Raw genomic sequence first — 13,614 nt, 5'->3', positions numbered from 1 at the left:
CATGATAGTCTGGAAAAAAACGTAAAGAGGTGTGCGCCGTTACCATCTTTTCTCACAAAATCATTTCTTCTGTCCTCCTGGCTTTCAGTGTCATGTCCATTGCCCCGCTGTATAACGGCCGTACGGTGTCTGATTACATCTTTGAGTTACTCGGCTTTTCCTCTTGGTCGGAAGATGGAGCCCATATCTCCGTCATTCCCGGGGTCGTGCTTTACCTTGCGGCGTTAATCTGGTGTGCCGCCGCGTTCAGGCGGACGCTTCCCGCGGCGGGGCTGTTTCTGATCTTTCTCAGTATAGGGGCCGCTTCCGGTATCAGTCCTGCCACCGAATATGCCGCTTTTTCCTTAAAACAGTTCGCCCCCGAAAAAGAGGCTGTCGAATATTTGAAGCACCGCAGCGAATGCAGTTATCTGGTTGAGCGAAAAAGAGCGGGCATGAGCTGCACGCTTTATATCAATCATTACGGAAAAGGGGAACAAACCATTTCTGTCACGCCGGATTTATCAGAAAACATAAAGGACGTCACATTCAAATCAAAAACGTTTACTGTAAAGCCCCGTTCAAAAACAATCATCAAAACCCGATTTACCGGATTTTATAAGGGGAAAGCCGCATCAGACTCCGGGTGGTCTTCAGAACCTGAACTGAAAGTGGCAATCGTGTACACAGCAGATTAACCATTTTGCATGTATAATGGTGGAAAACTTTTCATTGGAGGGACTGTCAAATGAAGATCGCCATCGTCGGACTCGGCAATATGGGCCGCCCCATCGCCGAAAATATCATGAAAGCCGGATACAGCCTGACTGTATATAACCGGACGAAAGAAAAAGCGGCTGACCTGCTGGATAAAGGGGCTGAATATGCCGAAACGCCCCGCCAGGCAGCTGAACATGCAGATATCGTGCTATCCATGCTGTCAGACGATGAAGCCGTAACAGACGTGACGTTCGGAGCTTGCGGCATTATTGCCGGGTTATCTGAAAACGGCATTCATATTTCAATGAGCACGATCAGTACGGCGCTGTCAGAACAGCTTTCCGCCGCACATTCGAGCAGAGGGCAGTCCTTTATCGCCGCTCCCGTCCTCGGCCGCCCCGATGCCGCCGAGAAGGCCGAGCTTCGCATCATCACAGCCGGACCGGCGGAAGCGAAGAAAAAGGCCGAACCGCTGCTTAACATCCTGAGTCAGCAAGTATTTGACACTGGTGAAGAAACAAAGACCGCCAATGCCGCGAAAATCAGCATCAATTTCTTGCTCGTTTCTATGCTGGAGGCGTTATCTGAATCATTCTTAATGATGAAGAAGTACGGGTTAGAGCAAAAACAATTTTTAGAAATCGCCGGCGCGCTCTTTGGCTCTCCCGTCTATCAAAATTACGGAACCATGATGGCTGAGGAGAAATTTGAGCCGGCCGGTTTCAAAATGTCTTTAGGGCTGAAGGATACCAATCTGGCGCTCGCCGCCGCAGAACAGGTTTCCGCAAAACTCCCTCTTGCCGAACTGGCCAAGAGCCATTTTGAAAGCGGGATCGCACAAGGCTTCGGGGATCTGGATTGGGCCGCACTGATTAAAAGCTTAAAATAACAAAATAACACCTCTCCATTACCAGGAGAGGTGTTTTCTACAGGCGCGGCAGCTTCATTTCTTTCTCAAACATCAGGTCATCTATGCTTTTAAACGTGTAGCCTTCTTTTTTCAAATCGGTAATGGCATCGTCCAGAGCTTCTGAATTGTCCTTTGAAACGGTGTGAAGAAGGTAGATCGCGCCGGGATGCGCCTGCTTTATCATGTGATCATAGGCATATTGTTTCCCTTTTTGCTCGTTAACCTTCCAGTCGACAAATGCGACGGACCAGAAAACGGTTTGGTAGCCGAGGCGCTTCGTTTCTTTGAGGACATATTCGCTGAATACGCCGCGCGGCGGACGGAGATACAGGTTGTCCCGCTTTCCGGTAATGTTGTACACAGCTTCCGTGACGGAATCGAGTTCGTCTTGAATCTGATCGCCCGTTTTTGTCGTCAGATCAGGATGATGAAAAGAATGATTGCCGATGATATGGCCTTCCTTTGACATCCGTTTAATCAAATCAGGCTGCTCTTTCACAAAATGACCCGTGACAAAAAAAGTGCCCGTGACGTGATGTTTTTTTAACACATCAAGCACTTTCGGGGTGTACCCATTTTCATACCCGTTATCAAACGTTAAATAGATGGTCTTTTCTTTCGTATTGCCCAAATAAAAGGCATCATATTTTTTGACCAGATTGTCCAGCTGTCTGCCGGCATCCGGCGGCTGATGATTGACGCTGCGTTTAAAGCCCCAGTTTATCCGTTCATTCGGCACGGCTTCTGTGCTGTTGATGCCTCCTGCAAGTAAAACGGCCATGCAGCAAATTGAACAAAACCATTTCATGACCAGCACTCCTTCTGCATTTTTCCTTATTTTGCAGTAGGCCCTGCCCTTTTATACAGCCGCATTATGGAAAAAGAAAAACCCCGGCATCCGCCGGGGTTTATTCCCAATCCTTTTTAAAGCGTTCGTATTTTGCTTCCAGATCATCAAGCATGCCGATGAGCCGGTCTATATCTTCAACATCCGTTGATTCAGGGTCTAATGAATCAATGACATTCATAAACATATCGAGTCTGTTCTTCAGGTAATCGAGCTGCTGATCTTTGCTGTTTACTGCATTCCCCATACTTCCACTCCATTCATTTTTTATAATGGTAGCGTATTTTTTGCCGTTTTTCAATGGTTCCGCTACTTGCGATCTTGGCAGATCAGGTCTAAAATTAACAGTTGGCAGACGTTAGTATGCCCCATTTATAAAGGAGTTAGATAGTCATGACACAAAACACAGCACTGCGTCCGATCACACCGGAGTACGATCCTTGGGAAGCGTACATGGATGTCGACCAGTATGGAGATATGAAACTGACGAACGTTGAATTCACAACGACGACTTTGTGCAATATGAGATGCGAGCACTGCGCCGTCGGGTACACGCTCCAGCCGAAAGACCCGAATGGGCTGCCGATCGACCTTTTATTAAAGCGGCTTGATGAAATTCCTCTGTTACGCTCTATCAGCATTACGGGCGGCGAACCGATGCTTTCGCTGAAATCGGTAAAGGAATACGTCGTCCCGCTTTTAAAATATGCGCATGAACGCGGCGTCCGTACACAGATCAATTCAAACCTGACGCTTGATATCGGGCGCTACGAACGGATTATTCCTTATTTGGACGTTCTTCACATTTCTCACAACTGGGGAACGGTCGAGGACTTTGCCGACATCGGATTTGCGATGATGGAGAAGAAACCGACATTTGAACAGCGGGCGCGCTATTTTGACAAAATGATTGAAAACAGCCGCACGCTTGTCGAAGCAGGCGTAATGGTTTCAGCGGAAACGATGCTGAACAAACGGACGCTGCCGCATATTGAACATATTCACCGGCAGATTACGGAAGAAATGAAATGCCAGCGGCACGAAGTCCATCCAATGTATCCGAGTGATTTCGCCAGCGCGCTTGAATCACTCAGCCTGAAGGACATGAGACAGGCCATTCATCATCTGCTCGACATTCGCGATGAAGAGACATGGATGCTGTTCGGTACGCTCCCGTTTTACGCATGCAGCCCTGATGAAGAAGACCAGAAGCTCCTCCTCCGCCTGCGGGAAGCGAAAAACGTTACGGTGCGAAACGACCCTGACGGCCGCTCCCGCCTGAATGTCAACATTTTTGACGGAAATATCATTGTCACGGATTTCGGCGATACACCGCCGCTCGGCAATATTAAAACAGACAGCCTTCCTGAAGCATATGACAAGTGGAGACAGACGAAGCTGAGCAAAGAGCTGAACTGCCGCTGCACAAACGTCCGGTGCCTCGGCCCGAACGTCCTTGTCAAAAACAGTTATTATCAGGACACGGATTTTTCATTACGAAAAGCCAGAGGTTAACAGAAGATGGAAACAACAATTACGGACATTTTGAAAAGCAAAGTGGTTGAGATCATCATCGTCGCTCTCGTGCTTTACGCCGGTGTTTTTCTGATCAACCGCTTTGTCCAGATGTTATTTAAACGCACGGATTTCTTAGAGGAACGGAAAGGGAAAACGATTGAAAGCCTCGTCCGGTCCATCACCCAGTATACGGCGACGATCGGTTTTATCTTTTACGTCATTTCGTTATTTGTTCATGATTTCGGCAGAATTTTAGCCGGGGCGGGGGTTGCCGGTATCGTCATCGGTTTCGGCGCCCAGTCGTTAATCAAGGACATTTTGGCCGGTGTCTTTTTAATATACGAACGCCAGCTTCATAAAGGCGATTACGTGACGATTAACAACCTGTTCAACGGCACAGTCGAAGAAATAGGACTCCGTTCCCTTCAGATCCGTGAGTGGACCGGCAAGCTGCTTACCATTTCAAACGGTGAGGTCAGACAGCTTCAAAACTATAACATTGATTTTATGCGGATTACCGAATCCGTCGTGATCAGTTACAAGGAAGATCCCGAGCGGGTCTATGCCGTCTTAGAAAAAGCCTGTGACATGCTCAATGATGAGCTTCGCGATTCACTGAAGCGGGATGAATTTCTCAATGCGACGGAGCCGTTTCAAGTGCATGGAATCATGAGCCTGAACAAATTGACAAGAGGCATAGAATTTACTGTCAAAGGCATGGTTCAAGACACAGAATACTTCTCGGCGAGCCTTGCGGTGAGACGCGTTCTTGCCCGGGAGCTGTACAACAACAATGTGCAATTGCTTGAGGAAATGTATCACACACAAAAAAGCTGATTCCCGAACCGGAATCAGCTTTTTTTATTTATCTCGGCTGCGCTGTCATTTGAAAACCGAATGTGACGTGATCCTGCACCGGAATCCAAGCCCCGATTCCTTGCGAAGTCACATTTTTGACGACAAGTTTCCGCTTGCTGCCTTTCAGCACCAAATACACTTCACCGTATGTTACTTTTCCTTTTTCATTAACGGCCGGAGCGTAGGCGTGCAGGTAGCCGAGCCGCTGCGGAGAAATTTTGTAGGTTTGATCACGTTTTGTGCCTGCGCCGATAACCGTTTCAAACGCGAGCGGCAGTTTTGTTTTCTTCATCGCTTTTTGCATCATCATGCTTTTTACGTCTTCTGCGTTCGGCACCTTCGCTGTGAGCCCGCCTTTGATTTTGTATTGCTGTTCTTGGGCGTATGAGATAACCGCGGTTTGCTGCCCGCCCCGGTTATCCGCTCTGTTCGTATTGATTTTTTTATATTCCCAGTTAGCGACCGTTTCGTTCGATTGATAGCCGAGCGCCCATTTCCCGAGAAATATTGTCGCCCGGTATCCGATGGCAAGCGGTGAACCGGAAACCGAGGATTCATTCAGCATCTTTATCAGATGCGGATTTTCGATGTTGATCTCGGATGTATCTAACAATTCCTTTGCCAGTTTGCTCGGCTGAAGCATCGGCTGATCCTGTGAAGCATTCGGATACGTATTTTCCTTTGAAATGCTTACGACAGAGTTGGGAACTTTAAACGGTTTTTTTGCATCGGCAGACGGCGTTGCGAAAAAACTAAAGGATAACAGCAGAATCAGTGTGGCATGAAACAGCTTTCTCATCATATCACTCTTTCTATAGCATTTTCCTTTAGTCTTTTCCTCCGCAAACGTTGTTATCCGCATTTTTTACAGGTTAAAGCAGGAAAAAACCGATCGCCATGATGACATAAGCGGCAAGGAGCGTAGCCCCCTCAAACCAGTTCGAATCACCGTCATTTGAAATCATCGTCATCAAAAGGACGGATGAGATCATCGCGACAAGCTCGGGCAATGTGAATACAAGCGGCATATTGACCGGAAAAAAGATGGAACAGATCACAAGAACCGGAGCCACAAACATGGCGATCTGCAAAGTCGAGCCTACCGCGATTTCAACGGCGACATCCATCTTGTCTTTGTACGCCATAATAATCGCCGACGCATGCTCTGCGGCATTTCCGACGATTGCGACGATAATCACTCCGATAAACAGCTCGCTCCAGCCGAACTGTTCAGCCACCGCATGAAACGTATGGACAAGGTTTTCAGATATGTAGGCGACGATAACGGTTGAAATAAATAAGACGGCTGTCGCTCTTTTCCCCGACCATTCAGGCTGCTCCTCTTCTTCCTTTGCCTCCGGCTGGTTCGGCTGATAAACACCGCGGTGGGTGACGAGTTTGAAATAAAGAGCCGCTACGTACAAAAGGATCATGATGATGCTGATGCCGACACTCAAATCAAGCTTGTTTTTTTCCCCCATATCCATGGAAAACACTTCGGGAATGACAAAAGCAACGATAATGGCAAAAATCAGCAGGCCGGAATTATGCCGGGCATCATGAATATTGAATTCCTGCCGCTTGTATTTCAAACCGCCGATAAAAAACGACAATCCCGCGACGAGCAGAAGATTGCCGAGCACCGAACCGGTCAGTGAAGCAAGCACGATGCCCGTAAGCCCTTCTTTTAAGGCGAAAAGCGATATAATCAGCTCTACCGCATTGCCGAACGTGGCATTCAGCAGACCGCCGATCCGCGGTCCCGCGATAATGGCAAGAGATTCAGTCGCTCTCCCCATATAACTTGCAAGCGCAATAATCGTCAAGCAATAAATAATAAACAAAACCGCTGACGGCCAGTGCATCAGGCCGCCGATGACTGAAAGCGGCACTCCCGCCGCAGCCGTAAAGAAAAAAATCCGATTCATATCTGCCTGGCTCCTTTTTTCGAATGAGTCTTTTTATATCCTTCTCAAAAACTCCCTCAATTACACTTCCGCGGCAGCCCGAATTGGCATTTTCAGGTTGCCGGACGCGACAAATCCGTGTACGATCAAGAAAGAGACTGAAGAAGGAGAAATACGCGATGTCACGACTGTACTTCTTTATTTTGGTTCTGCTTGTTTCCATCTCCGGATTTTCCCAAGGCATGCTTCTGCCGGTGATCTCCGTCATTTTTGAAACGAACGGGGAATCAGCCGCTATAAACGGACTTCACGCAACCGGCCTTTATATCGGCGTGCTTCTGGCGTCGCCGTTTATGGAAGCGCCGCTGAGAAAGCTCGGATTCAAACCTCTGATGGTCATGGGCGGATTTCTTGTTATCATCAGCTTATTCAGTTTTATTTGGCTTCAATCCATATGGTTATGGTTTTTTCTTCGGCTCTTTATCGGAATCGGAGATCATATGCTGCATTTTTCAACCCAAACGTGGGTGACGTCAAAGTCAACGCCCCGAAACAGAGGAAGAAACATTTCACTGTACGGACTGTCCTTCGGGCTTGGATTCGCTGTCGGCCCGTTCATGGTCCCTCTTGTGAAAACAAGTCCGTCCCTTCCGTTTATCGTATCCGGCTGTATCAGTCTTGCCGCCTGGCTGTTTGTGTTTGTCTTACGTAATGAGTACCCGGCGCAAGGTCCGGATGAAACATCCGGGGACAATAGCGCAAAACGGTTTTACCGCGCCCTTCTTTTCGGCTGGGTCGCTTTTCTCCCGGCTTTCGGGTACGGTTTTTTAGAAACGGCGCTGAACGGAAGCTTTCCCGTGTACGCCCTTCGTTTAGGCATATCCGTCGATGCCGTCGCGCTGATATTGCCCGCTTTTGCCATCGGAAGTATTGTATTCCAGTTCCCTCTCGGTTTATTAAGCGATCGATTCGGGAGAAAACGTGTCCTGCTCGTCATCTTATTAACGGGTGCCCTTTGCTTTTTGACGGCCGGACTGTTTCCGTCGCCTTCTGTCATCGGCTGCTGCTTTTTCACGGCGGGAATGGCGGTCGGCAGTATGTTTTCCCTCGGCATCAGCTATATGAGCGACCTGCTGCCGTCCCATCTGCTGCCGGCGGGCAATCTGCTTTGCGGCATTTCCTTCAGCCTCGGCAGCATGATCGGCCCGGTGGCGGGCGGCTGGTATATGCAGCGGTTTGAAAGCGCCAATTTGTTTTACTTTATTACGGTGATTCTGGTCTGTATTTGGCTTGCGCTCGTCTTCGGGAAAACAAAGCACAGTCCCGCATCCGAATCCCATTCTTTTCCGGCCTCATAAAAAAAGCCGCCTGATCTAAGTCAGGCGGCTTCTTTCTAGTGGTATCCGTTCTGCCCGTTAGCGCTTCCGCTTGTTTTATTCTTCGGGCCGTTTTTTGAGTTTTGTTTATTATGGCTTCCGCCTTTTTTCGTATGCTTGGTCATAGCCGATTCCCTCCGTTTTTCAGCTTGAACGTCATCCGTTCCTCTATAGCTTGCTCCCGCGGTACGGATTTTCATCAGGAAGCTTTTTACGTTTATGTAAAAGCGCGTTGATTTCTCCTCCTAAAATCAGCAGTGTTCCCGTAAGATAAAACCAGATCATAAGGACGATAATTCCCCCGATGCTCCCGTATGTGGCGCTGTAGTTGGCAAAGGTGCCGACGTAAAATGAGAACAGCATACTGACGATAATCCAGCCGGCTGCCGCAAATACGGCTCCCGGCAGGACAAAACGGAGGGAAAGCCTTTTATTCGGCGCGAAAATGTAAAGCGCGGTAAACACGATTAACAGGATAAGCGGACTGATACCCCAGCGGACAACCGACCACACCTGCAAAAACAGGCCGGAGGCGCCGATGAAATCTGCGGCCAGCATTCCGATTTCTCTGCCGAACACCGGCAGAAGCAGTGCGATTAAAATCGTAACCACCATCGCGATGGTTAAAAAAATTGAGGTCAGGCGAATGATGATAAATGAGCGGTTTTCCTCGACTTCGTAGGCATGGTTAAATGCTCTGACAATCGCGTTCATGCCATTCGAAGCCGACCAGATGACGGCGATAATCCCGAATGACAAAAGCCCGCCGCTGCGCTTGTTCAGCGTTTGCTCCGTTATGGATTTCACCATGGACATGGCGCTGTCGGGCGCGTATTGATCGACCGCCCCGAGCACGTCTTCTGCCGATATGGGAAGATAGGCGGTGAGCGTCAGCATGAAAATCATTAACGGAAACAATGACAGCAGGAAAAAATACGCCAGCTCCGCCGATTTACTTTGTCCTTCATGCAGTGAAAACCTTGCAAACAGCTCTTTTATAAAACCCATGACATCCCACCTCAATGATCGTTTTTCGAAAAATGCTCCTTCGTTTCTTTTAACAGGTCAATGACCTGCGGCGTCGTCTGCTTCAGCTTGGTGATCTGCCCATTTAAAAAACTCAGATCTTCCGATACGCTATTGGCGATGATTTTCACTTGATCCAGTTTTGCAGAAGCCTGCTGTTTCAGGGCTTCAGGATGTTTTCGGTAAAATGCCGCACGGCGCCTGCACGCGTCCATGTTCCGGAAACATCCCTCTCTCGTCGGCTTATGTAATAAGGACAGTGCTCCGCCGGCGGCAGCGCCGATCAGAATCGCTTTTGTCATGATGCGTGTATGCTTCATCGGTCAATCCCCCTTATAAATGATGGTCTTTCTTTATTGTCTCCAGCAAATGACGGCACCCGGATTCGACCAAAGCGTACACCTCGCTGAAATTCCCGGTATAATACGGATCGGGCACGTCCGCAAGGTCCGACTCCGGTACATAATCAAGCAGCCTTGCAATACGCGGCGCCGCTTTTTTATAACCGGCCATGCTGCGCAGATGTCCGATATTTTCTGCATCCATCGCGATGACGTAATCAAAATCGGTCAGATCAGACTCACGGACCTGCCTCGCCGTGATGCCGCTTGAGCTGATCCCTTTCTTCTTTAGGATCTCCTTTGTCCCTTCATGCGGCGGATTTCCCGCATGCCAGGCGCCGATTCCCGCTGAATCAATGTTAATCTGCCCGTTCAGCCCGTTTTTCTTCACCATATCAGAAAATACCGCCTCTGCCATAGGCGACCGGCAAATATTTCCCAGACAGACAAACAGCACATGTATCATATCGATAACCTCCCTATTCTTTCCCCGCATTTTGAGGATCAAAAACCTTATCATCATCTTAGCAACTTTTCTGCGGCTGTGGAAATAAGCTTTTATTCTAAATGAATTCTGTTAGAATAAAGGGTACGAAAACGGTCATGAAAGGATGCATGAATTTGCCGAGCCAACAAACAGAAACGTTAAACAAAATGATTGAAGACATTTCGCAAAAGCTCAACATGCTCAATGTCGGTGTCATCAGAGCGGAAGATTTCAGTGATGAAAAAATAGAAGATCTTACATACCTTCATCAAATGGTCATGAAAAAAGCATCATTCAGCCCGAGTGAAATGCAGGCCATTGCTGAGGAGCTCGCCTCTCTCAGAAAATAAACCCATGTCCGACCTGCCGAAAAACGGCGGGTCTTTTTTTGATTTAAAAAAGTAAAAAATGAAAGTTCATCGGTTTGACACATATAAAAAGAAGGAGTATAGTAACTGTGAACTTGGTAGAACGATATACTAAATGAGCGGGCCGCCTTATCTTTTTTTATTTAGTAGAACGATATACTCACTGTGATATCAGCGTTATTCAAGTTTGTCTCTGCAACCGTTTTATCAAACAGTTTTCAAAGAAAGGCAGTGGTTCAATAAAGGGGAATGGTGCTGCGCTTTTATCAATTTAAAAAATAATTTAATTCTTTATTAACCGCATTAGGGGATGTCATCATGAAAAACATATACACCAAAATGGCAGCGGGTCTTTATATTAACTATTTCCTGCTGGGCATGATCAATATTATTATCGCATCCAATATGGAGGCATTATCAAAACAGCTTCATACATCCGCAGCCGGGGTCAGCTATTTGGTCTCCGCCATCGGGATCGGGAAGCTGATTTCGCTTCTGTTTGCCGGGAAGCTTTCGGATACATTCGGGAGACGGCCGTTTATCGTGTCGGGCGCCTTTCTGTATCTGATTTTCCTAATCGGAATTCCGCTTTCGACAAACTACACGGCCGCGTTTATCTTCGCCATTTTCGCCGGGATCGCCAATTCCTTTTTGGATTCCGGGACATATCCGGCGCTTATTGAAGGATTTCCGAAAAACGCAAGCTCTGCAACCGTGTTAATCAAAGCGTTTGTATCCATCGGCGCGACGGTGCTTCCGTTTTTTATCGCGTTTATTGCGGACAGGCATTTGTTTTACGGCTGGACGTTTTTCGTACCAGGCATTATTTTCTTTCTGAACGGCTTTTTCCTGTTGAAAGTTCCGTTTCCGAATCATAAGCAAAAAGAAGACGGCGGCCGGACGAAAGCCTCTCCGTCTGATGACGCGTTCACATCACAGCCGTCGATATGGCGCGAAGGCCTTGCGATCATTCTGTTAGGCTTTTCATCTACGGCGCTGTTTATGCTCGTTCAAGTATGGCTTCCTAAGTTCGGGCAAACCGTTTTGGGCATGCCTGAGGTGCAAGCCGTCAAATTGTTGAGCTATTACAGCATCGGTGCGCTTGTGTCCGTATTATTGCTGGCCGTGCTGTTAAACAGAGTGATTCAGCCGATTACGGTAATGGTGCTGTACCCTGTGATCGCGGCAATCGCGCTGCTTGCTCTGATTTTCATTCATCAGCCGGCCGTATCAGTCATCAGCTCCTTTGTCATCGGACTTTCAACTGCGGGCATTCTGCAATTGGCGATGACGGTTATGGCTGTTTTATTCCCTAAAAATAAAGGTACGATCACATCTTTTGTTAATATAGCATCAAGCTTATCTTTTATTGTCATTCCGCTTGTAACGGGAGCGATATCCAAAGCGGCCGGCCTGACGCCTGTTTTTCTGCTTGATATCGGAATTGCGGCCGTCAGCGCCCTTCTCGCATTGTTTATCGGAATCCGCTTTAAGCAAGTGATGAAAGCCTGACTATTTTTTAAGGGAGAGGATTTATCATGCAATCTATCACGATCAGAAACACGGTCATCGGCGAAGGGCTTCCGAAGATCATTGTGCCGCTGATGGCGGCCGGAGAGAAAGAACTGCTCGAAGAAATTGAAGCCGTCAACAGGCTTCGCCCGGATATCATTGAGTGGCGGGCGGATGTATATGAGCATGTTGACAGCCTGGACGCCGTAATAGGCATGCTTGAAAAGCTGCGGAAAGCCGCAGGCGCAACACCGCTGCTTTTCACATTCAGAACTCATAAAGAAGGCGGAAATAAAGTTATTGATGACCGCTTTTACATTGAATTGCTTAAAACCGCCATCGAAACAAAACACATTGACCTTGCAGACGTTGAGTTGTTTACGGGAGAAGCGGAAGTCAAATCAATTGTGAAAACCGCTGAAGACAACGGCGTATATGTCGTCATGTCCAATCATGATTTTCATCAGACACCGAAAAAAGAAGAAATCATTTCCCGGCTGCGGAACATGCAGGCGTACGGCGCGCACATTCCGAAAATCGCGGTAATGCCGCAAAGCACTGAAGATGTTTTCGTCTTATTGGATGCCACTCACACGATGAAAACACAATACGCAGACCGGCCGATCATCACAATGTCAATGGCGGGGACAGGCCTGATCAGCCGCCTGGCCGGCGAAGTCTTCGGCTCAGCGTGCACGTTCGGCGCGGGCAAAGAAGCATCAGCGCCCGGACAGATTCCCGTTGAAGAATTGCGCAGCGTACTCAGCATTTTAAATAAACATATGTAATCAGCGTTTTTCTGCCCTCAAAGCGGGATGAAAAACAAATGAATGGACTAACGGAGGAATACATCATGAAGAAAGAATTAGGACGGATTAACGGAAAAACTCAGCTTATCGGATTATTCGCGACACCGATCGGACACTCTTTATCTCCGGCGATGCACAACCTGGCGTTTAAAAAATTAGGATTGAACTACGCTTACCTCGCGTTTGAAGTCGGCAATGAACAGCTGGAAGATGTGGTAACGGGAATGCGCGCCTTAAACGTCAGAGGCTTCAATGTCTCGATGCCGAACAAGATGAACATTCTCCCTTACCTCGATGAACTCGCGGATTCAGCGAAATTCACCGGCGCGGTGAATACAGTCGTTAATGAAAACGGCAGGCTGATCGGACACTCCACTGACGGTATGGGATACGTCCGCAACTTAAAAGAACACGGCATCGATATCACAGGCAAAAAAATGACGCTGGTCGGTTCCGGCGGGGCCGCCACTCCGATAGCGATTCAATCCGCATTGGAAGGCCTCGGAGAAATCTCTATTTTCGCCCGCAATGACGCGTTTTTCGAAAAAGCGGAAGAAAACGTCCGCATCATCAATGAAGAAATGAAGGGATCTTCTTGCAAAGCGAAAGTCTTCCCCCTCGAAGATCAAGATGCGCTGCGTGCTGAAATCGCTTCAAGCGATATTTTCACAAACGGAACGGGTGTCGGCATGAAACCGCTTGAAGGCTTGAGCGTCATTGAAGATACATCCATGCTCCGTCCTGATTTGATAGTGACAGACGTCGTTTACAACCCCGTTACGTCGAAATTGCTTGAACAAGCTCAAGCGGCCGGCTGCCAAACCATTAACGGCCTCGGCATGATGCTTTGGCAGGGCGCCATGGCCTTTGAATATTGGACAGGCCGTGAAATGCCGGTTCAGTATATTAAAGAGCAAATGTTTGAATAACCTATTGTGACAGAAGCGCCGAAGGAC

General features: G+C 48.0%; 16 protein-coding genes. 9 read left to right on the top strand and 7 right to left on the bottom strand.

Going from position 1 to position 13,614, the window contains the following annotated elements; genetic code table 11:
* Window positions 1-29: 29 nt before the first annotated feature.
* Window positions 30-677, top strand: coding sequence for a hypothetical protein (locus OQ477_RS19390; RefSeq protein ID WP_265973523.1), 648 nt, complete (start codon window positions 30-32; stop codon window positions 675-677).
* 50 nt (window positions 678-727) lie between these two features.
* A complete protein-coding gene (locus OQ477_RS19385; protein ID WP_265973522.1) occupies window positions 728-1,588 on the top strand; it encodes an NAD(P)-dependent oxidoreductase in 861 nt (286 codons plus the stop codon).
* A gap of 37 nt (window positions 1,589-1,625) precedes the next feature.
* Here the strand turns inward: OQ477_RS19385 and pdaA are convergent, their stop codons facing one another.
* On the bottom strand, window positions 1,626-2,417 hold the full coding sequence (pdaA, locus tag OQ477_RS19380; RefSeq protein ID WP_265973521.1) for a delta-lactam-biosynthetic de-N-acetylase: 792 nt from the start codon (window positions 2,415-2,417) through the stop codon (window positions 1,626-1,628).
* 100 nt (window positions 2,418-2,517) lie between these two features.
* Window positions 2,518-2,703, bottom strand: coding sequence for an SE1561 family protein (locus tag OQ477_RS19375; RefSeq protein WP_003155558.1), 186 nt, complete (start codon window positions 2,701-2,703; stop codon window positions 2,518-2,520).
* A 146-nt stretch (window positions 2,704-2,849) separates the two neighbouring features.
* On the opposite strand from OQ477_RS19375, the gene yfkAB reads away from it, so the two are divergent.
* The gene (yfkAB, locus tag OQ477_RS19370; RefSeq protein ID WP_265973520.1) at window positions 2,850-3,971 is read left to right on the top strand and encodes a radical SAM/CxCxxxxC motif protein YfkAB; all 1,122 of its coding nucleotides are present in this window, start codon (window positions 2,850-2,852) and stop codon (window positions 3,969-3,971) included.
* 6 nt (window positions 3,972-3,977) lie between these two features.
* Window positions 3,978-4,811, top strand: a complete 834-nt coding sequence (locus OQ477_RS19365) for a mechanosensitive ion channel family protein (RefSeq protein WP_015239400.1) — start codon at window positions 3,978-3,980, stop codon at window positions 4,809-4,811.
* Between the two features lie 28 nt (window positions 4,812-4,839).
* Here the strand turns inward: OQ477_RS19365 and OQ477_RS19360 are convergent, their stop codons facing one another.
* Together OQ477_RS19360 and cax are read right to left on the bottom strand one after the other, a co-directional pair.
* Window positions 4,840-5,634 carry a YfkD famly protein gene (locus tag OQ477_RS19360; RefSeq protein WP_087920754.1) on the bottom strand — a complete coding sequence of 265 codons (795 nt, stop codon included), beginning with the start codon at window positions 5,632-5,634 and terminating at the stop codon, window positions 4,840-4,842.
* A 70-nt stretch (window positions 5,635-5,704) separates the two neighbouring features.
* Window positions 5,705-6,760 carry a calcium/proton exchanger gene (gene cax / locus OQ477_RS19355; protein ID WP_265973519.1) on the bottom strand — a complete coding sequence of 352 codons (1,056 nt, stop codon included), beginning with the start codon at window positions 6,758-6,760 and terminating at the stop codon, window positions 5,705-5,707.
* 158 nt (window positions 6,761-6,918) lie between these two features.
* Here cax and OQ477_RS19350 point away from each other — a divergent pair, with 158 nt between their 5' ends.
* Window positions 6,919-8,097, top strand: coding sequence for an MFS transporter (locus tag OQ477_RS19350; RefSeq protein ID WP_029326001.1), 1,179 nt, complete (start codon window positions 6,919-6,921; stop codon window positions 8,095-8,097).
* 186 nt (window positions 8,098-8,283) lie between these two features.
* On the opposite strand, the gene OQ477_RS19345 is transcribed toward OQ477_RS19350, so the two are convergent.
* Genes OQ477_RS19345 through OQ477_RS19335 form a run of 3 tightly spaced genes read right to left on the bottom strand, consistent with a single transcriptional unit; the run spans window position 8,284 to window position 9,948 of the window.
* Window positions 8,284-9,123 carry a YihY family inner membrane protein gene (locus OQ477_RS19345; RefSeq protein ID WP_032872320.1) on the bottom strand — a complete coding sequence of 280 codons (840 nt, stop codon included), beginning with the start codon at window positions 9,121-9,123 and terminating at the stop codon, window positions 8,284-8,286.
* 11 nt (window positions 9,124-9,134) lie between these two features.
* A complete protein-coding gene (locus tag OQ477_RS19340; protein ID WP_265973518.1) occupies window positions 9,135-9,461 on the bottom strand; it encodes a hypothetical protein in 327 nt (108 codons plus the stop codon).
* 13 nt (window positions 9,462-9,474) lie between these two features.
* Complete coding sequence (locus OQ477_RS19335; protein WP_044802008.1) at window positions 9,475-9,948, bottom strand: low molecular weight protein-tyrosine-phosphatase; 474 nt, start codon at window positions 9,946-9,948, stop codon at window positions 9,475-9,477.
* 155 nt (window positions 9,949-10,103) lie between these two features.
* Here OQ477_RS19335 and OQ477_RS19330 point away from each other — a divergent pair, with 155 nt between their 5' ends.
* The 4 genes from OQ477_RS19330 to OQ477_RS19315 all read left to right on the top strand — a co-directional run bounded on the left by OQ477_RS19330 (window position 10,104) and on the right by OQ477_RS19315 (window position 13,587).
* Entirely contained in the window at window positions 10,104-10,319 is a 216-nt protein-coding gene (locus tag OQ477_RS19330; RefSeq protein WP_003155571.1) for a DUF1128 domain-containing protein, read from the top strand.
* A 336-nt stretch (window positions 10,320-10,655) separates the two neighbouring features.
* A complete protein-coding gene (locus OQ477_RS19325; protein WP_265973517.1) occupies window positions 10,656-11,849 on the top strand; it encodes an MFS transporter in 1,194 nt (397 codons plus the stop codon).
* A 26-nt stretch (window positions 11,850-11,875) separates the two neighbouring features.
* The gene (gene aroD / locus OQ477_RS19320; RefSeq protein WP_080130738.1) at window positions 11,876-12,637 is read left to right on the top strand and encodes a type I 3-dehydroquinate dehydratase; all 762 of its coding nucleotides are present in this window, start codon (window positions 11,876-11,878) and stop codon (window positions 12,635-12,637) included.
* A 65-nt stretch (window positions 12,638-12,702) separates the two neighbouring features.
* Window positions 12,703-13,587: a shikimate dehydrogenase gene (locus OQ477_RS19315; protein ID WP_265973516.1), complete on the top strand. Its 885-nt coding sequence runs from the start codon at window positions 12,703-12,705 to the stop codon at window positions 13,585-13,587.
* Window positions 13,588-13,614: the final 27 nt, after the last annotated feature.

Source organism: Bacillus sp. ChL18 (genome assembly GCF_026241425.1).
Classification (GTDB): Bacteria; Bacillota; Bacilli; order Bacillales; family Bacillaceae; genus Bacillus; species Bacillus velezensis.
Note: the sequence above shows the minus strand (reverse complement) of the source record. Positions and strands in the feature narration are given on the sequence as shown.